This is a genomic window from Jeotgalibacillus sp. 10bf12 (genome assembly GCF_055597105.1).
This window is the reverse complement of the sequence record NZ_CP200276.1, coordinates 668598-686734: the sequence shown is the minus strand read 5'-3', so window position 1 is coordinate 686734 and position 18137 is coordinate 668598. Positions and strand designations below refer to the sequence as shown.

Below are 18137 nucleotides of genomic sequence, written 5' to 3'. Positions count from 1 at the left end.
CAGTCGGTGTACCTTTCGAAGAAAGGAGCATTTCATCTGGCTTAAGATCCGTTTGAAATGTCTATGTGAAGAGAAAGTAGAAAAAATCGTAGCTTGATTGAACACGTTCGTTACATATTTGATTTCCTTCATTTTGTCACGGAAGGTTACACAACAGAAGGTGTGGTTCGTTTGACGCTTACCAGTATTCCACGAACCCCAGAATCAATGTCTCACATCCCACTTCGCCCGCTTCCTCGGTGAGAAAAAGCTATTCCGGTTCTTTCTCCCTTCAATTCTGCGTTCACAAATCTCATTAGCCGCTTCAACCGTCGTAATATTCTGCTGCGTCGACTGCTCGAACACCTCTAAAAGTGAATGATAAATCGCTTTTGTCTTTTTCAGCACGCGCTCTTTGTTTGGTGAATACAGCTCATCTGTTACCTGGATAATCCCGCCGCTGTTCACAATATAATCCGGCGCATACAAAATCCCTTTTTCTTTTAACACAAGTGCAAGGTCTTCTGTTAAAAGCTGATTATTCGCTGCTCCTACAATTGCTTTTACAGTCAGCTGCTGAATCGTCTGTTCATTAATAATGCCGCCAATCGCACACGGCACAAACATGTCTGCAGGAGCCTGATAGATTGCATCTCCATTTACAGGAATGACGCTTCTGCCCATAAATGCACCTTTTTGAACGAGCGCATCGATTGTATCAAGGTTGATATCTGTTACATAAAGGTTCGCACCTTCTTCAAGCAAATGCTCTGCCAGCTTGAAGCCGACTTTGCCAAGCCCCTGAATCGAAAAAGTTTTTTCAAGCAGGTTTTCAGTGCCGTAAAGTGTTTTGGCTACTGCTTTAATGCTGTAAAGAACGCCAAGTGCAGTCGGAATGGAAGTTTCGCCGCCCCCTCCGTATTCCTCAGGAAGTCCTGCAATACAGTTCGTTTCGCGGTGTGAATGAACAAAGTCCTCAAGTACAGTTCCCATATCCGTTCCGGTATAAAAGCGGCCGTTTAATGACTCCACAAACTGACCGTATGCCCGGAATAATTCCGGTGTTTTATCAGTCGCCGGATCACCGATAATGACACCTTTTCCTCCACCAAAGTCCAGGTCAGCTGCAGCGCATTTGTAGGTCATCCCTTTTGACAGACGCAGTACATCTTCAAGCGCTTCTTCAGTTGATTCATAATTTCTCATTCTCGTACCACCGATTGCAGGGCCAAGTGTTGTGTTATGTATTGCGATGATGGCTTTCAGTCCGGTTACAGGGTCGTTGCAAAATACAATTTGCTCATGCTCCTGCATTTTTTCAAATAGATCTGCAGAAATAGCAGGTGTTGTTTGTGTCATTGTTTTCAATCGAATAGCCTCCCGAGTATATATTTTGGTGAAATAACGTTTAATTAAAGCGCTTACATTTTTCTATTTAAATAAAGCCGTTGAACAGGAGAGCTTCTCCTGAATCGCCGGATACAACTCATCTGGCTTTTTACAGAAAACACCTTTCCCATTAACGATCGCAAAAGGTTCTACAATACATTGACCACAATAATTGAGACACTTATTTTCCATTACCTGCACATCAGATAATTGCTTAACAGCAGTTTTTGTTTCGTTGAGCTTCTTTTTAAAGTTATTCGGGCAAAACTTTATGAGATGCGTCACAAGATCAAACCTCCCTGATTAGAATCAAGCTGTCTGAGGTGATTATAGGAATGAGATTTTCTCCGGCGCAAGGATCGGTGTGAAAGCATTACCGCATGATCGTGATAAAGTAACTCCTCTGTAAGTTTGGCTGCTGATTTCCGCTTCAGGGGGACGCTTTCCGCGGACGGGCGGTGAGCCCGCAGGCTTCGCCATGCCCGGTCTCACACGTCCCTTCCTGCCGCAGGAGTCACCCCCTTACGCTACAATCATCAACTGTGCAAAATCGATGCTGAGCTTTAAAATAATTAATTTTAAACAGCCAAATAACATTTACTATCTCCCTTTACAGCACTGACAGATTTTATATAAGAATGATCTTTTAAAAGCTCTTATACCTTTACCCTTCTAATAGTTTCATGCGTTAAAGTAAGCGTTTGCAAAGTCTAAATTTAAAGATTAAGATTTTGAAAGATTCTAAATTTTTCAAGGGGGAACTAAAAATGGCAAAGGATGTAACTGAAGTAACGCAGGAAACAGTGGAGGATATTTTTCCGGTTGAAAGCTTTCATCATTTAGAGCTGTATGTTGGGAATGCAAAGCAGTCGGCGTATTTTTTCTGCCATGCGTTTGGCTTTGAAATCAAGGCGTACAGAGGACTTGAGACTGGCAGCCGTGAGAGAGTGTCTTATGTGCTTGAGCAGGGCGTGATCAGACTGGTCATTACCGGTTCTCTGACAGACCAGACGGATATTGCTGAGTTTGTGAAGCTGCATGGTGAAGGTACGAAGGACATTGGGCTTGAGGTGTCTGATATTGATAAAGCATATTTCGGAGCAGTGGAGCGCGGCGGAACAGGGATCCGTGAGCCATGGACTGAAAAGGATGAAAACGGTACGGTGAAAAAAGCGATTATCGGTACATATGGAGATGTGATTCACACACTCGTTGAAAACGTTGATTACGAAGGTGCTTTCCTTCCTGGTTACGAGCCTTATGATGGACCAAGTAAATCAAAAACCATCGGCCTTGTTGGTATTGATCACGTGGTCGGAAACGTTGAGAGAATGGATGAGTGGACGTCTTATTATGAGAAAGTATTCGGCTTTAATGTGTTAAAGCACTTTGACGATGAGAATATTTCGACGGATTACTCTGCTCTTATGTCTAAGGTCATGACAAACGGTTCGGGCCGCATCAAGTTTCCAATTAATGAGCCTGCTGAAGGGAAGCGTAAGTCGCAGATTCAGGAATATCTCGACTTCTATAATGGCCCCGGCGTTCAGCATTTAGCTGTGCTGACAAATGATATTATTTCAACGGTCCATGCCCTGCATGAAAACGGCGTTGAATTTCTGCAGACACCGGCTACTTATTATGAAGATCTTGCTGCGCGCGTAGGGGATATTGATGAGGACGTGCAAAGATTGCAGGAGCTCAATATTTTAGTGGACCGCGATGATGAAGGTTACCTGTTGCAGATTTTCACAAAGCCCGTTGTAGACCGTCCTACGCTGTTCATTGAAATCATTCAGCGTAAAGGTGCGAGAGGTTTTGGAGAAGGAAACTTCAAAGCATTATTTGAATCAATTGAGCGTGAGCAGGAACGCAGAGGGAATATTTAAACGCGTATGTCTGTAAAAAAGTTGCAGTCGAGTACGCAGGCATATTTAGCACAGATCATTGACTACGCCGGTTTGTTTCCACCGGCGCAGCTTTCTTTGGATGAGGCGATCCGAAACTATGCTGAATATCAGCAGCACGCAGATGCCTGGATGCTTGGAAAGTTCGTCATGCCGGTGGGAAGAATCTCTGAGCTGGAGGCTTATCTTCATCTGTTTTCAGCAGACAGGAAGCTGGATTTATCTGTGACAGGAAGGCCTGCTGACAGTGAAACGTGGTTTGAGCACTTTCATTCAGATATGAACATGCTGACTGAATTCACGGCTAAGTACAGCGATCTTGTGACCGTTTCGATGCTTGAACTCCCGCTGCCACCAGGTGTTCCGGATCAGAGCATTTTCAACAAAGCAGCTGCTAAAACTGGCGACACGCAGTTATTCTTTGAAGTCACAACGCCTCTGCACAGCAGTGAATGGGAGCAGCATATCATTGGAACGCTAGATCAGATCAGCAACTACAATGATTCCGCTAAACAAAAGATCGGCTTCAAGCTGCGGATGGGCGGCGTCACAGCGGATGCCTTTCCAACTGTTGAACAGGCTGCATTTGTACTGAAAGCCTGCAGTGACAGGAACATTCCGCAGAAATTTACAGCAGGGCTTCATCATCCGGTACGCATGTATCGTGAAGAAGTTCAGACTGACATGCATGGTTTTTTAAATGTATTTACCGCTGCAATGCTTGGGCGGATTCATCGTTTGGAACAAAATGAAATCGCTTACATATTAGCTGATCAGCATTCAGCTCATTTCTCATTTCAAAAGGATGGGTTTGGGTGGAAGGATCTGAAAGTTCATACAGAAGAGATCAGACAGCTGCGTACTGCAGCACTTTATTCGTTTGGCAGCTGCAGCTTTGATGAACCGCGGGAGGACCTGCAGGCGCTTCAGCTGTTGTAAACAGGAAAGGAAGGTCAGAAGTGATGAGATCATTTATCGAAACAGATTCATTATCGCACTTTCCAATTCAAAACCTGCCATATGGCGTATTTCAGCCTTCAGGTGATGAGCCGAGGATTGGTGTTGCGATTGGGGAATACGTGTTGGACTTATCAGTGATTGAAAAAGAAGGCTTTTTCAAGCGTGCCGGGTTAAATGAAGAGCAGGTCTTCAACCAGCCTTCGCTAAATGAGTTTATGAAGCTTGGAAAGCCTGCGTGGAAGCTTGTAAGAACGGAGGTTCAGCGCCTTTTGGATGAGAATGAGCCTGAACTGCGTGACAATGCAGTTTTGCGTGAAAAAGCGCTTGTGCCGATGAAGGAAGTCACACTTTTACTGCCGGCTCAGATTGGTGATTATACAGATTTTTATGCGTCAAAAGAGCATGCCACGAATGTCGGGACAATGTTCAGAGGTAAAGAAAATGCACTAATGCCAAACTGGACGCATCTGCCGGTTGGCTATCACGGACGTGCGAGTTCAGTTGTGGTGAGCGGCACGGATGTGCGTCGTCCGAACGGTCAGATGAAAAAGCCTGATCAGGAATTTCCGGTATATGGCCCGAGTCAGCAGCTGGATATTGAGCTTGAGATGGGCTGGTTTATCGGACCTGGCAATGAGCAGGGGAAGCCGGTTGCAATGGCTGACGCAGAGGCTCAGATTTTCGGACTGGTGCTTGTCAATGACTGGAGTGCGAGGGATATTCAGGCGTGGGAGTATCAGCCGCTAGGTCCATTTTTAGCGAAAAGCTTTGCGACATCTGTATCGCCATGGGTCATTCCGTTAGAAGCGCTTGAACCATTTAGAGTAAGCGGACCTGAGCAGAACCCGGAGCCACTTGATTATTTGAAGCAGTCGGGTGCAGGCTCCTTTGATATTCATCTTGAGGTATATCTGAAGGGCAGCAAAATGGAGCAGCCGCAGCGGATCATCTCAACAAACTTCCGCCACCTCTATTGGAGTATGGCACAGCAGGTCAGCCATCACACTGTGTCAGGATGTAACCTGAGAGCAGGTGACCTGCTTGCGTCAGGTACGATCAGCGGACCTGAACGGGAGCAGCGGGGCAGCTTTTTAGAGCTGACATGGCGTGGAACCGATCCGATTCAGCTTGCAAATGGTGAAGAGCGGATCTGGGTGGAGGATGAAGATGAAATCATCATCACCGGCTGGTGCCAGGGAGCCGGTTACAGAATCGGTTTTGGAGAAGTAACGGGACGGATATTACCAGCTTTAGTAGCTGCGGATACGATGAAGTAGGAGGTCAAGAGAAGATGCCATTTTATAAGCAGATGGGACAAATACCTAAGAAGAGACACACGATGTTTAAAAAAGAAGACGGATCGCTTTTCCGTGAGCAGGTCATGGGGACTAAAGGATTCTCAGGAATTCAGTCCATTCTTTATCACCATTATCCGCCGACAAGCATGGTGGAATCTGAGCTGCTTGGAAGCTGCGCCGTTGAATACGAAGAGCAGCAGGGACTTGCGCCGCGCCTGATCGATTCGCCTGATCAGCAGGAAGACACTGATGCCGTGTCAGGCAGACGTTATGTGCTTGGGAACGAGGACGTACTGATCGGTATTGCGCGGCCGACAAAAGCAATGGATTACTTTTACCGCAATGGTGATGGGGATGAGGTCCTCTTTGCCCATTACGGTTCAGGTAAGGTGGAAACCACATTTGGAACACTTCCTTATAAACCGGGTGATTACATTGTACTTCCAATCGGTACAATCTACCGCGTGGTGCCTGATGAAGGTGATACAAAGTTTCTCGTCATTGAGACAAACAGCTGGATTACAACGCCAAAGCGGTACCGTAACGTTCACGGTCAGCTGCTTGAGCACAGTCCATTTTGTGAAAGGGATTTTCACGGACCTGAGAAGCTTGAAACCCATGATGACAGAAACGAATATCACGTGAAAACAAAATCCAGGGGCTTTATGCACCTGCATACATTTGGTCATCATCCTCTTGATGTCGTTGGATGGGATGGCTACTTGTTCCCATATACCTTTAACGTTAGTGACTTTGAACCGATCACAGGACGAGTACATATGCCACCGCCGATCCACCAGACATTTGAAGCAAACAACTTTGTCATCTGCTCATTCGTACCGCGTTTGTATGATTATCATCCGGAAGCGATCCCGGCACCTTATTATCACAGCAACGTGGACAGTGATGAAGTGCTGTATTACGTAAAAGGGAATTTCATGAGTAGAAAAGGGGTCAAGGAAGGCTCGTTTACACTGCATCCTTCAGGCATCCCGCATGGTCCTCACCCCGGTAAAATCGAAGCGAGTATCGGCAAGAAAGAAACAACCGAGCTTGCGGTTATGATCGATACATTTCGGCCGTTAAAAGTGGTTAAGCAGGCACATCAGTTTGAGGATAAGGACTATAAGTACAGCTGGAAATAAAGGTTGCAGGGGGAGGGGGGCATCCGCTTTCTCCCCCGCATTCTGCTGCATTCAGATGTAAAAAAATGATTGTTTTTACATGATGTACAAAATAAGCTCAGGGAGGAATAGAATGAAAACACGCAAACCGTCATTTTTAATTTCTGTTCTGTTAATTGTCTTTCTTACTTTTGTGTTAGGTGTCAGTATCCTGCATTATCAGGTCGCACCGCAGATCCCAATCCTGATTGTGGCCTCAACTGTTGCAATCTACGGCTACTTCATCGGCTTTAAATGGAAAGAAATCGAAGGAGCAATGGTGAAAGGCATATCAGCGGGGCTTTCATCCATTCTGATCCTCTGTCTGATCGGTGTCGTCATTGGTGTGTGGGCACTCAATGGGACCGTGCCAACGATGTCTTATTACGGTCTGCTCATTTTATCACCACAATTCTTCCTTTTATCAGCGGTCGTGCTGTGTGTGATCGTCTCCGTTATGACAGGAAGCTCATGGAGTGCGATCAGCACAATGGGTGTTGCGCTGATGGGCGTTGCATACGGCATGGAGATTTCACCTGTGATGACAGCGGGTGCAATCGTCAGTGGCGCGATCTTTGGTGATAAAATGTCGCCATTATCTGATACAACAAACCTTGCATCAGCAATCGGTAAAGTGGATATTTTCGAACATATCCGTTACATGCTATGGACAACGGTTCCGGCACTGCTGATTACAATGGGCATTTTTACAGTCATCGGGCTTGATTCAAGATTTGTTAATCCAAACCTGACTCAAATCGAGGAAATGATCACAATTTTGCAGGATCAGTTTCCATTAAGTGCAGTCACACTGCTCTCTCCGCTTGCTATTATCGTGTTGGCGCTGAGGAAAGTTCCGCCGATTCCAACGCTGATCTGCGGATTGTTTATCGCGGTGTTAACTGCATTCTACACAGCGCCTGATGCATCGCTTGGAGACATCATGGCAGCTGCACACTTTGGCTACACAGCTGAAACCGGTGTGGAAGCAGTCGACAGTCTGTTATCGCTGGGTGGTCTCGCGAGTATGATGTTTGGTGTCTCCATCATCCTCGTTGCATTGGCATTTGGTGGACTCATCCAGCTGATTGGCTTTCATCAGGTCATCATTGAAGGCATTGCCGGCTTTTTAAACAGAAAAGGTAACGTTATTTTAACAACTGTTTTATCTTGTATCGGTGTAAATGTTGTGATCGGAGAAGCGTATTTGTCCATCATTTTACCAGGACAGATGCTTGAAAATGCGTATAAAAAAGCAGGGCTGCACCCGAAAAACCTTTCCAGAACGCTTGAGGATGCGGGCACAGTTGTCCATCCGCTCGTACCATGGGGCGTCTCCGGTGCATTCATCATGTCTACTTTAAGCGTGGGCATGGGTTACGTACTATTCAGCTTTTTCTGTATCATTACCCCAATCTTAGCCATCATTTTGGGCTACACGCGTTTCCTGGCTGTATTACCGCCTGAAGGAGCAGGAGAAGTGTATGCGGAAGAAGAAATGGAAGAGAAGAAAATGGTACTCTGATCAACTCACTGAATGGGGATAGACAACATGAAAACAGATAAGGAAAGGGCAAACCGCGATCAGTTTTTCGAAGCACTCATCTCACTCCAGACCATCGAAGAATGCTATGACTTCTTTGAAGACATCGCCACCGGAAAAGAGCTAGAAGCCTTTATCCAGCGCTACCAGGTCGCGAGAAGACTCATGAACGGAGACACCTATGAAACGATTGAGCACGAAACAAATGCCAGATCGAGTATGGTGTCCCGGATCAAGCGCTGTCTGAACCGTGATGGCAGTGGTTTGCGTGCTGTTTTGATGAGGGAGATGAGTGGGGTGGCGGTAACAGAGCAGGCGGCGCAGCGGGGACGGAGATGAGTGATTCGTTTTTGACATAATTCTAAAAGCGAACCGGCTAACTCCGTCCCGGGTGAGCCGCAATAAACAATAACCCCCGTCTGAGCGATCAGCCGGGGGTTATTGCGATTTTGAGTATGGGTCTAATTACACTTTTCTGCGAAGGTGGCCCATTTAGTTGCGAACCACCCGGGTTTTTCTTCGAACATACGCGTCTATTCTCCGAACAAGGCATGTTTTTCTCCGAACATCGCCCAATATTCTCCGAATGATCGTGAACATCCCTCAAACCCCACTCAGCCGCACACCACGTACCCTCACCAAATACCCAAACGCCAGCACAATCGACAATAACCCATACCCAAGCATCATCTGCTGCAGTGCCAGCGTATCAAGCAGCAGTCCAGTTACAATGAGGATGAACTGATAGATAAAGTCATCCAGCATCCCACGGAATGAGAAAAACCTTCCGTGGTACGGCGTCGGTATGGTTGTCTGGAACATCGTAGTCGCGAGCGGAAAGAAGCTTCCGACAGCAAATCCGAACAGAGCAAATGACAGCATGGCAACAGGAGCATACGCCACATAGATCAGCATCAGCTGTGACAGCCCGATCAGCATGGCGAAAACGAACAGACTTTTAGCAGGCATGCTGTGGTCATAGCGTCTGACAAACAGCGTACCAAGAATGAATGCCACACCTTCAATTGTATAAAGCCACCCCTTTACGGAAGGATCCTCAAGAATTTCACTCACATTAATAATAATCAGGTTAAAGCCGCCTATAAATAATAGCGGAGCGAGTGTCAGCAGCATGGTCGGAATAATAGCCGGATGCTCCTTCATAATTGGAAATACCTTCATGAAGCCCCGTTTCTCTTTTTCCCCGGGCGGTACCTGCTCAACTTCCTCTTTTTTCTCTTCAATATTTAACTGCGACGTTAGTAAAAGCAGCACTGCATAAGCGATTCCGGCAATGATATACAGCATGGTCAACGACATCAGGCTCAAAAATAGTCCTGCCGCTGCAGTGCCCAAAATCCTCGACACGGTTGAAATATTCATATGTAATCCATTTATTTTTATAAGCTCACTTTTCTCAGTCACAAGCGGGATTGCAGCCTGAAGTGCAGGGAAATAAAAGGCTGCTGCAATATTAATTGAGACCAGAAAAGCAATCATCCATGCAATTGAGCCTATCTCGATCGCAACCAGCATAAATCCGGTGCTGATCAGTCTGCCGACACCTGCATAGAGCATGATGGTTTTCTTCTTCATCTGATCAACCGCTTTACCGGCAAGTGGTCCAAGCGCAATGCCAGCAAGAATGCCGGCTGCAAGGATCAGTGATTTGTGAAAATCAGAGGGGACTTTATCCTGCATAAATGCGAGGTCTCCAATAATGCCAAGCCATAATCCGAATCCTGCGATAAATTCTCCTGTGAGTAAAATCCATATATTTTTGTTCTTAATCATCTATAACAGTCCTTCTTCATGAAATTAGACCTATTGAAAATGAGAATCATTTTCAATTATAATGAGAACGCAGATAAATGAAAAGAGCAATTTTCCCTAATGAGGGAATGACAGGATGCAGATGAATAAAAATGAGAAAACCTTTTATCCGAAAAAGGTTATTTTTTCATTATCTATTGAGAATCGTTATCAGTAATGAAAGGAACGGTGAAGTGATGACAGACCAGGCAAAAAAGATTGCAGAACAGGCTTCATTTCAGGCATTTATGAACAGTTACCTGCGGGAGACTGAGATGGGCAGCTGGTATGGTACGGATCAATGGGAACGGTACGGCCTGCCGAAGGGTCTGAGTGGCTCCAGGTGGATTGAGCTTAAACTGCCTCATCAGTCAATCCGCTGCCTGCTTGAAGTGATCTATGAATCAACAGTCGTTGGCAGACACCAGTTCGGCAGGGTATTTACCTCCCGTTCATCTGCAAAAGGATGGGAGGAGACAGATTACTTTACGGTGATGATTCATGCCATTCAGGAGCTTCACTTTAAAGAACGGGGGACACATTATGATGAGCTGCTCGTCCGTTTGCTCGACAGCTGTCATACAATGACTGCTTATATCGAGGGACGTCAGAGTGATGCTCACAGGCTGAATGACCCGGAGCAGTCTTTTATCGAATCTGAACAGTCACTGCTGTTTGGCCACTGGCTGCATCCGACACCAAAAAGCAGACAGGGCATGGCGTGCTGGCAGCATGAAAGGTTTGCACCGGAGCTGAAAGGGAACTTCCCGCTTCACTATTTTGAAGTGCACCAAAGCCTGATCGAAGAAGAAAGTCTATTACATAAAAAAACAAATGAGATCCTGATGGAAGCAGTCAGACGGGTGATGCCCGACATCAGTGTTACAAAAGGTTTTTGTCTGATTCCGATGCACCCTTTACAGGCAGAGTGGCTGCTGCAGCAGGATCACGTGAAGCAGCTTATTGAGCAGAACACACTGAAAAGCCTTGGTACGCTTGGATCCACATACACTGCGACTTCATCATTCAGAACGCTTTATACACCTGCAGAAGAATGGATGCTGAAGTTTTCAATTCCGGTGAAGCTGACAAATTCCCTGAGAGTCAATAAGCGTCATGAGTTAAAAGCGGGATTAATCATGACCAGAGTGATGGGAAAGCTGCCATTTTTAAACGAGTATCCGCACTTTCATATGATCGAAGACCCGGCGTACTTAACGATCAAGCTTCCTGCGATGGAGGAATCAGGATTTGAAATGATTCTGAGAGCCAACCCTTTTTCAGGTGAAAAGGGAAGCGGAATCTGTTCGATCGCTTCTTTAACACAGGATCCGCTTCCTGGAGAACAGTCTAAGCTGCACAGCGTAATCACGCAGGTTGCGGGCGCAGAGAAATGTGTGAAATCGGTCAGCCTGCAGTGGTTTAAACGCTACTGGCGTCATGCAATTGAGCCGCTGATTCACTTATATGACCAGCACGGAATTGCACTTGAAGCTCATCAGCAAAACAGTCTGATCGACCTGTCTCAAGGATATCCTGATGCTTATTACTACAGGGATAACCAGGGCTATTATCTGGCTGACACTGAAAGAGAGCAGCTGCTTGAAATAGAGCCCCGGCTTGAAAAAACACCGGAGCTCTTTTACACAGAATCCCTGATTGAAGACCGCTTCACCTATTACGCTTTTATGAATCAGCTGGCTTCCGTGATCTACCGTTTTGGCGCAGATGGGCTGATAGGTGAAGATGAGCTGATTGACTGGGTGAGAGCTCAGCTGGAATCACTGGAAAAGACGTGTTCAGGACGCGGACAGCGCTTTGTGTCCGGTCTTTTAAACGCAAAAAAACTGCCTTGTAAAGCGAACCTTTTAACGCGTCTCCATGATGTTGATGAGCTCGAGGCAGCACTTGAGCAGGCAGTGTATACAGAGGTCAACAATCCATTCGCAAAAGAAAGAAAGGGGCATACTTATGCAAATGTATACGTCAGTGTCTGATCCGCATACAATCCGCGTGATCAGGCAGCTTGTGGAGGCATTGTTGTTTGAGAGTCTGATTCCTTTTCAGGAGGTGCGTTCAGGCGAGCCCGCTGAATCAGTCTTCGTCATGCACGGGCAGCGCCGCAGCTATGAGTGTCGCGGAAAAAGGTCGGCCTTTAACCGTGTCAGGCTGACAGGACCTGTCGTATATGAGCAGGATGGAAAATGGAATCAGGCAACGCTTGAGGATCTGCTGCAGGATTTTATTCCTGAACAAAAGGTGAGTGAACTGCGGACAGAATGGATGCAGACCATAGCGCTCAGCAGATGGAATGATGTGTATGCAGTGCCGCCGTTATCGAGAAGGAATCTGACATTTGAAGAACTGGAATCCCGGCTGATTGAAGGTCATCCTTATCATCCGTCCTATAAAGCGAGAACCGGCTTTTCAGTGGAGGATCATGCGCGTTATGGACCTGAAGCGGGGCAATCGTTCACCATCATCTGGACTGCGATCTGCCGTGAAATCACGTCACTTTCGATAGCCAGTGATGAAAAAATGTTCTGGCAGCAGGAGTTCGGTGAGGCAGGCTGGTCAGCGGTTTCAGCTGAGATGGAGCGGCTCGGTCTTAAATGGAAAGATTACACGCTTTTACCTGTCCATCCATGGCAGTGGGAGTCGCTTCAGGATGAACTCACGCCTCTGCTAGCTGAAAAACTGATGGTCCGGGTGAATGCGGCAGGTGAACGGTATACGGCTACTCAGTCAGTCAGAACGTTAATCAACAGCACTTCGCCGGAAAAAGCGCACCTGAAGCTGCCGATGAATATGGTGAATACTTCATCATTGCGGACGCTGAAGCCGGAGTCCGTTTGCGCTGCCCCTGCAATTTCAAAGTGGATAGATGGAGCAGTCGGTTCAGACCCATTTTTAAAAGAAAAGCTGATTGTCCTTCAGGAATATGCAGGTGTCATGGCAGAGGCGGGTTCTGCAGCATTAACCGGACAGCTCGGAGCCATCTGGCGGGAAAACGTATCAGGATATGTATCAGAAGATGAAGCAGCCGTACCTTTTACAGCGCTGTGTTTACTTGAGCGGGACGGGGAGCTGTTCATTAACCCCTGGCTTGAACAATATGGTGTGGAAGCCTGGGTCAAGCGGCTGATTGAAGTGGCTGTGATTCCGGTGTGGCATCTCCTGGTGGCTCATGGTATCGGGGTTGAAGCCCATGCGCAAAATATGGTGCTGGTGCATCGAAATGGCTGGCCTGAAAAGATTGTGATACGCGATTTTCATGAAAGTGTGGAGTACACAGAAGCGTTTGTACGAGATATGCAGGCTGTTCCCGATTTTGAAAAGCTTCATCCTGTATTTAAATGTGCACCAGACGGTCAGTTTTACCGAATGAGAGATGAAGAAGCACTGCGGGAGCTGGTTATGGATACGCTGTTTGTCTTTAACCTTGCGGACCTGTCGTATTGTCTTGAGCGGCAAGGGTTTGCTGAAGAGCACTTCTGGCAGCTGGCTAACGAGCTGATTGATGGTCATTTCTGTTCACGTCCTGAGTTAAAAGAGCGCCACGCAGCACTTGGTATGTGGCAGCCTGTCATCTATACAGAATCCCTGCTGAAAAAGAAGCTGATGTCAGGTGAGCACAGACATCTTGTTCCAAATGAATTTGACAGAAAGGATGAACCGGCATGTTCTATATAGATGATCAATTTTACAGTCAGGCAGATCTTGATAGAAGGTTCGAAGCGTTTAATCAAATGTCTGTTTCAGTGGAAATGGAAGGCAGGCGCATTGCTGTCTGCCTGTCTGATCCGTTTGAATGGATTACATTTTGCCTGTATACAAAGCAGAGAGGTGGCACTGTGCTGCCAATTCACGCAGCGACGCCTGAGGATGGAGCTGTGCAAATGGCAAAACGTGCGTCGTGTACGATGCTGTTTTATGGAGATCTTCATTCACCGGTTGAGCTTGAGGGTGAAGTGATCGACGAAGAAGGCGGTCTGCTTCAGATGAGTTCAGGGACAACTGGCGACCCTAAATGTATCAAGCGTACGTGGCGCTCGATTGATGAAGAGCTTGAAGGCTATGTGAAGGTGCTGCCGGTGGATTCAGATGTACCATCACTTGTTGCATGTCCCATTTCACACTCATACGGGCTGATTTGCGGCGTTCTCGCATCCATTGCGCGCGGTTCAGAGCCGGTTATTTTGTCAGGCGTTAACCCTGCTTATTTATTAAAAAAGGTGAAGGAATATGACAAGCATCTGTTTTATGCTTCACCGGTTATTTTACATACGATGGCTAGACTTGCGAGAGGTGAAAAGATATTCGATCGCGTCATGACATCAGGAACACTGCTTCCAGCTGTCTGGTTTGAAAAAATCAAAGCAGTCTCAGGTACTGTTCTTCAGCAGTACGGCTGCTCTGAAGCGGGATGTATCAGCATCAACCCTGATGTGGCCTCAACCGGTGAAATGGGCTTTGTGCTCCCGCATCTGGAACTGACAGCCGGAAAACCGGGTCACCCTGAAGAAATTGTTGTATTTAAAAATGATGAAGAGGTCCGCACGAAAGATCTCGGCACGCTTAAAGCGGGCATGCTGACATTCATTGCAAGAATAGACGACACGATTAATGTAGCAGGACTGAATGTATATCCCCAGGAAGTAGAGGATGTGCTGCTGCGTGCACCTGGCGTTGATGATGCAGTGGTCGTGAAAAAGCCGAATAAATTATCAGGAGAAAGTGTATGTGCATACTATGCATCAGCGGGGAAAATCGCTGAAACAGACCTGCGCGGATGGTGCCTCAGCTATCTCGCGCCATATCAGATCCCGACCACATGGGTCAGAGTGGATCATATTCCAAAGCTTGCGAATGGAAAAGTAAGCAGAAAACAAGTATCGGAGCTGTTTGTATGACAAAAGAAGACTATATCAATCTTATCGAACGCTTAATCAAAGAAGAGCTCAAGCTGGCTTCAGCAGATCAATTTCACCAGCATGCCCGTCTGAACGAAGATCTCTATATCGATTCAGTCATGATGCTTGAGCTGATTTTATGTCTTGAACTCGAAGCAGGCGTATCCATTCCGGATGAAGCTCTTTCGCCAAAGGACTTCTACACGGTCGACAGTCTGGCGGAGTTTCTTATGCACCAGGAAAGGGAGGAAGCTGCTCATGATTAAAGTCCACTGCTTTGTCAGCTGCGTCTGCGAAGCGATTAAAAAATCAACACAGGCAGACCACAGGCCCTACTACTTCGGTGTGTGGGATGCGGATTTTGATGTGATGGAGGACGGCACAATCACCTATCACTCAACCAGGATTGATCATACTTTCTTCCGGACGTGGTATGAAATGCTGTATGGCATCAAGCTCAATGAATGGTACGATCCTTTAAAAAGTAAGCACAAAAACATAGAGGAAATGCTCCGGCTGCTGGAGGGGAAATCAGATGACGAATATCTGATGGTCATGCTGGATTTGTCTAAATTACCTGAACGCGAAAACAAGTTTCACCATTCCCCATTCCCGCATTATGTCATGCTTGAAAAAACGGAACATGAGGATGAGTGGATGATGCTTGATCCTGATTTCAGATGGGAAGGCGTACTGCCTAAAGACCGGATTTTACAGGCGATAGACGAGCCGGCTGTCGGTGGAGGCTACCTATTTGATGCATCCCAGGTGATCACACCAGGTTCTGAAACAGTAGAAGCTTATTTCAATACGTGTATGAAGCTGCATGAGAACCCGATTCTCGATGCAGTGAAAAGCATTGTTACATCTTACACAGAAGGGGAGCGGGAACCGGTGTCCAAGCTGTCAAAAGTCCTGAAGCAGCTGCCGGTACTGGCCATCAGAAAATATGCTTATGAGCACGCCTTCGCATACTTCTGGAATGAGCTGAAGCTTGATGAAGATGAATTTGAAGCGTGGTGTGATGAAATCGAAAAGCTCGAACGCGGCTTTACAACGATTCAATACCGCGCGATGAAATATGCAAAAACAGAAGATCCGGCTGTGGCTGAGACCATTTTTCAAAAAATAGATGAGCTTCAGGCGCTTGAATCCAGGATCAAACAAGGGCTTCAGGAAAGTTTTGAAGCATGGATGCATCAAAAGGCAGCGAAAGAGGTGACAGCAGGATGAAGCTCTCAATCTGTACAATTTCATTTCGCCATCATCTGCTCTCAATTGACCATATTGCAGACTGGGCAAAAGAACATCACTTTGAGGGAATCGAACTTTGGGGTGTTCATGCTAAAAACCTTGCTGACGATCCTTCATATGGCGCAGAATGGATCAGAAAAAAAGGGCTTTATATCAGTATGATCAGTGACTACCTGCCGCTCGAGCTTGAAACAGATCAGATGCTTGAGGAAACCATGAAGCTTTCAAAGCTCGCAAAGCGCTGGGGGACCAATAAAATCAGAACGTTTGTCGGGAAAAAAGGCAGCGAGGAAACGACACCTGAAGAGCGAGCCGATCTTGTCTGTGCGCTCCGGACCGTCTGCAGCTTCCTGCATGCAGAAGGTCAGCAGGCAGTTGTCGAAACACACCCCGGCACACTGACAGACAGCCTTGACTCTACAATCCAACTGCTTGAAGAAGTGAATCATCACGCGCTTCGCATTAACTTTGACGTACTGCACGTCTGGGAATCAGGTGCTGATCCGGCAAAAGCACTGGCAGACCTTCAGCCATACACGGTGCACTTTCATTTAAAAAATATTACGGCAAGAGAGCACCTTGGCGTATTTGCCCCGCACAACGTCTATGCCGCAGCCGGATCAAGAGAGGGCATGGTTCCTTTATTTAAAGGTGCGGTTGATTATGAGGGTTTTTTAAGGCTTCTCCCCCGTGATGCAGAGGCTTCACTTGAATGGTTTGGTCCGAATGTGAAGGATGTGCTTGAGATGGACGGGGCGATGGTACGTGAGGGTGTTTTTGTGATTTAGGCATAGCGACACACTGGGGACGGAGTTGATTCACTTTTGTCATGATTCTAAAAGTGAACCGGCTAACTCCGTCCCGGGTGAGCCGCATTAACAACGCCCATCATCCTGTAGGTCAAGCTTACAAGCCAGTTCATCCAGCATCTTTTTATACACGTCATATTCTTCAGCACTCAAGCCTAAGACTTCATTAATTTTTGCAGGAATGTCTTTTGCCTGATGTTCAAGTTCTTTTCCTGCTTCTGTCAATCTGATCATCAGCTGCCGTTCATCGTCCGGGTTGCGTGTTTTTTCGATATAGCCTGTCTGAATCAGCTTATTAACAAGCGGTGTGAGTGTACCCGAATCGAGCTGAAGGCGTTCCCCGATTGATTTTAATGTAACAACATCCTTTTCCCATAGCACAAGCATCACGAGATATTGGGGATATGTCAGGTTCAGCGGCGCTAAAAAAGGACGGTAGCGCTTAATGATTTCTTTAGAAATGGCATAAAAGGGGAAGCATAATTGATTGGATAGTTGTAAAGGGTTCATAAAAAAATTCTCCTCTCCGGAATCATATCATTTGCAAATTTATTTAAGTTGTATAAAATTAAATTGTACACAATTTAAATATACCACATTTAACAGGAGGAATCATTCATGAAAAAGCTATTTACATCAACAGCAACAGCAGTAGGCGGACGTGAAGGACGCGTAACAGCAGAAAGCGGCTCATTTGATCTTGGACTTGCAATGCCAATGCCAGGTGCAGACACTGCAGGCAAAAGTAACCCTGAAGAACTCTTCGCAGCAGGCTATGCAGCATGCTTCGACTCAGCTATGAACATCGTTGCGATGCAAAAAGGCATTAAGCATGACGGTTCTGAAATCAAAGCAGATGTATCACTGAATAAAGGTGACGCAGGCTACGCGCTCTCAGTTGAAATGGACGTTCTGATCAAAGGCGTTGACGAAGAAACAGCACGCCAGCTGGTAGAAGAAGGCCACCAGGTATGCCCTTACTCAAATGCAACGCGTGGAAACATTGATGTTAACTTTAACGTGCGTACTGCTTAATAGAAAATATACCCGGCCGGGACAGAGTTAAGTAAGCCGTTTTTAGCATAATGCTAAATTGACTCAGTAAACTCT

Annotated in this window: 17 protein-coding genes; 13 read left to right on the top strand and 4 right to left on the bottom strand. The window is 46.4% G+C overall.

Annotated elements, in window-relative coordinates; translation table 11 throughout:
- Window positions 1-204: 204 nt before the first annotated feature.
- Both DH10bf12_RS03185 and DH10bf12_RS03180 read right to left on the bottom strand, forming a co-directional pair.
- Window positions 205-1338 carry a Leu/Phe/Val dehydrogenase gene (locus tag DH10bf12_RS03185; RefSeq protein WP_471738182.1) on the bottom strand — a complete coding sequence of 378 codons (1134 nt, stop codon included), beginning with the start codon at window positions 1336-1338 and terminating at the stop codon, window positions 205-207.
- 72 nt (window positions 1339-1410) lie between these two features.
- On the bottom strand, window positions 1411-1653 hold the full coding sequence (locus DH10bf12_RS03180; RefSeq protein ID WP_471737170.1) for a YuzB family protein: 243 nt from the start codon (window positions 1651-1653) through the stop codon (window positions 1411-1413).
- Between the two features lie 482 nt (window positions 1654-2135).
- On the opposite strand from DH10bf12_RS03180, the gene hppD reads away from it, so the two are divergent.
- The 6 genes from hppD to DH10bf12_RS03150 all read left to right on the top strand — a co-directional run bounded on the left by hppD (window position 2136) and on the right by DH10bf12_RS03150 (window position 8578).
- Entirely contained in the window at window positions 2136-3257 is a 1122-nt protein-coding gene (gene hppD / locus DH10bf12_RS03175; RefSeq protein ID WP_471737169.1) for a 4-hydroxyphenylpyruvate dioxygenase, read from the top strand.
- Window positions 3258-3263: 6 nt separating this feature from the next.
- On the top strand, window positions 3264-4214 hold the full coding sequence (locus tag DH10bf12_RS03170; RefSeq protein ID WP_471737168.1) for a hypothetical protein: 951 nt from the start codon (window positions 3264-3266) through the stop codon (window positions 4212-4214).
- A gap of 23 nt (window positions 4215-4237) precedes the next feature.
- Window positions 4238-5512 (top strand): fumarylacetoacetase, encoded by a 1275-nt coding sequence (fahA, locus tag DH10bf12_RS03165; RefSeq protein WP_471738181.1) that lies wholly within the window; start codon window positions 4238-4240, stop codon window positions 5510-5512.
- Between the two features lie 14 nt (window positions 5513-5526).
- Entirely contained in the window at window positions 5527-6678 is a 1152-nt protein-coding gene (locus DH10bf12_RS03160; RefSeq protein ID WP_471737167.1) for a homogentisate 1,2-dioxygenase, read from the top strand.
- A gap of 112 nt (window positions 6679-6790) precedes the next feature.
- Window positions 6791-8221: a Na+/H+ antiporter NhaC gene (gene nhaC, locus DH10bf12_RS03155; protein ID WP_471737166.1), complete on the top strand. Its 1431-nt coding sequence runs from the start codon at window positions 6791-6793 to the stop codon at window positions 8219-8221.
- Window positions 8222-8248: 27 nt separating this feature from the next.
- Window positions 8249-8578, top strand: a complete 330-nt coding sequence (locus tag DH10bf12_RS03150) for a YerC/YecD family TrpR-related protein (protein ID WP_471737165.1) — start codon at window positions 8249-8251, stop codon at window positions 8576-8578.
- 264 nt (window positions 8579-8842) lie between these two features.
- Here DH10bf12_RS03150 and DH10bf12_RS03145 read toward each other — a convergent pair whose 3' ends face one another.
- Window positions 8843-10033 (bottom strand): MFS transporter, encoded by a 1191-nt coding sequence (locus DH10bf12_RS03145; RefSeq protein ID WP_471737164.1) that lies wholly within the window; start codon window positions 10031-10033, stop codon window positions 8843-8845.
- Between the two features lie 131 nt (window positions 10034-10164).
- Between DH10bf12_RS03145 and DH10bf12_RS03140 the strand changes: the two genes are divergently transcribed.
- Genes DH10bf12_RS03140 through DH10bf12_RS03115 form a run of 6 tightly spaced genes read left to right on the top strand, consistent with a single transcriptional unit; the run spans window position 10165 to window position 17006 of the window.
- Window positions 10165-12048, top strand: coding sequence for an IucA/IucC family protein (locus tag DH10bf12_RS03140; RefSeq protein WP_471737163.1), 1884 nt, complete (start codon window positions 10165-10167; stop codon window positions 12046-12048).
- Window positions 12023-13744 (top strand): IucA/IucC family protein, encoded by a 1722-nt coding sequence (locus tag DH10bf12_RS03135; protein WP_471737162.1) that lies wholly within the window; start codon window positions 12023-12025, stop codon window positions 13742-13744. Before DH10bf12_RS03140 ends, DH10bf12_RS03135 begins: the two co-directional genes overlap by 26 nt.
- Window positions 13732-14964 (top strand): AMP-binding protein, encoded by a 1233-nt coding sequence (locus tag DH10bf12_RS03130; RefSeq protein WP_471737161.1) that lies wholly within the window; start codon window positions 13732-13734, stop codon window positions 14962-14964. The genes DH10bf12_RS03135 and DH10bf12_RS03130 overlap by 13 nt, the downstream gene beginning before the upstream one ends.
- On the top strand, window positions 14961-15230 hold the full coding sequence (gene asbD / locus DH10bf12_RS03125; protein ID WP_471737160.1) for a petrobactin biosynthesis protein AsbD: 270 nt from the start codon (window positions 14961-14963) through the stop codon (window positions 15228-15230). The genes DH10bf12_RS03130 and asbD overlap by 4 nt, the downstream gene beginning before the upstream one ends.
- A complete protein-coding gene (locus tag DH10bf12_RS03120) occupies window positions 15223-16197 on the top strand; it encodes a DUF6005 family protein (RefSeq protein WP_471737159.1) in 975 nt (324 codons plus the stop codon). The genes asbD and DH10bf12_RS03120 overlap by 8 nt, the downstream gene beginning before the upstream one ends.
- Window positions 16194-17006 carry a sugar phosphate isomerase/epimerase family protein gene (locus DH10bf12_RS03115; protein ID WP_471738180.1) on the top strand — a complete coding sequence of 271 codons (813 nt, stop codon included), beginning with the start codon at window positions 16194-16196 and terminating at the stop codon, window positions 17004-17006. The genes DH10bf12_RS03120 and DH10bf12_RS03115 overlap by 4 nt, the downstream gene beginning before the upstream one ends.
- A gap of 87 nt (window positions 17007-17093) precedes the next feature.
- Here the strand turns inward: DH10bf12_RS03115 and DH10bf12_RS03110 are convergent, their stop codons facing one another.
- Complete coding sequence (locus DH10bf12_RS03110) at window positions 17094-17537, bottom strand: MarR family winged helix-turn-helix transcriptional regulator (RefSeq protein WP_471737158.1); 444 nt, start codon at window positions 17535-17537, stop codon at window positions 17094-17096.
- 108 nt (window positions 17538-17645) lie between these two features.
- Between DH10bf12_RS03110 and DH10bf12_RS03105 the strand changes: the two genes are divergently transcribed.
- Window positions 17646-18062 (top strand): organic hydroperoxide resistance protein, encoded by a 417-nt coding sequence (locus tag DH10bf12_RS03105; protein ID WP_471737157.1) that lies wholly within the window; start codon window positions 17646-17648, stop codon window positions 18060-18062.
- Window positions 18063-18137: the final 75 nt, after the last annotated feature.

What these genes read in the sequence shown, in the direction of transcription:
- nhaC (WP_471737166.1), top strand. Translation starts at nt 6,791, where the DNA reads ATGAAAACACGCAAACCGTCATTTTTAATTTCTGTTCTGTTAATTGTC.
- asbD (WP_471737160.1), top strand. Translation starts at nt 14,961, where the DNA reads ATGACAAAAGAAGACTATATCAATCTTATCGAACGCTTAATCAAAGAA.
- DH10bf12_RS03115 (WP_471738180.1), top strand. Translation starts at nt 16,194, where the DNA reads ATGAAGCTCTCAATCTGTACAATTTCATTTCGCCATCATCTGCTCTCA.
- DH10bf12_RS03160 (WP_471737167.1), top strand. Translation starts at nt 5,527, where the DNA reads ATGCCATTTTATAAGCAGATGGGACAAATACCTAAGAAGAGACACACG.
- DH10bf12_RS03130 (WP_471737161.1), top strand. Translation starts at nt 13,732, where the DNA reads ATGTTCTATATAGATGATCAATTTTACAGTCAGGCAGATCTTGATAGA.
- DH10bf12_RS03150 (WP_471737165.1), top strand. Translation starts at nt 8,249, where the DNA reads ATGAAAACAGATAAGGAAAGGGCAAACCGCGATCAGTTTTTCGAAGCA.
- DH10bf12_RS03170 (WP_471737168.1), top strand. Translation starts at nt 3,264, where the DNA reads ATGTCTGTAAAAAAGTTGCAGTCGAGTACGCAGGCATATTTAGCACAG.
- DH10bf12_RS03110 (WP_471737158.1), bottom strand. Translation starts at nt 17,537, where the DNA reads ATGAACCCTTTACAACTATCCAATCAATTATGCTTCCCCTTTTATGCC.
- DH10bf12_RS03145 (WP_471737164.1), bottom strand. Translation starts at nt 10,033, where the DNA reads ATGATTAAGAACAAAAATATATGGATTTTACTCACAGGAGAATTTATC.
- hppD (WP_471737169.1), top strand. Translation starts at nt 2,136, where the DNA reads ATGGCAAAGGATGTAACTGAAGTAACGCAGGAAACAGTGGAGGATATT.
- DH10bf12_RS03105 (WP_471737157.1), top strand. Translation starts at nt 17,646, where the DNA reads ATGAAAAAGCTATTTACATCAACAGCAACAGCAGTAGGCGGACGTGAA.
- DH10bf12_RS03140 (WP_471737163.1), top strand. Translation starts at nt 10,165, where the DNA reads ATGAGAAAACCTTTTATCCGAAAAAGGTTATTTTTTCATTATCTATTG.
- DH10bf12_RS03185 (WP_471738182.1), bottom strand. Translation starts at nt 1,338, where the DNA reads ATGACACAAACAACACCTGCTATTTCTGCAGATCTATTTGAAAAAATG.
- fahA (WP_471738181.1), top strand. Translation starts at nt 4,238, where the DNA reads ATGAGATCATTTATCGAAACAGATTCATTATCGCACTTTCCAATTCAA.
- DH10bf12_RS03120 (WP_471737159.1), top strand. Translation starts at nt 15,223, where the DNA reads ATGATTAAAGTCCACTGCTTTGTCAGCTGCGTCTGCGAAGCGATTAAA.
- DH10bf12_RS03135 (WP_471737162.1), top strand. Translation starts at nt 12,023, where the DNA reads ATGCAAATGTATACGTCAGTGTCTGATCCGCATACAATCCGCGTGATC.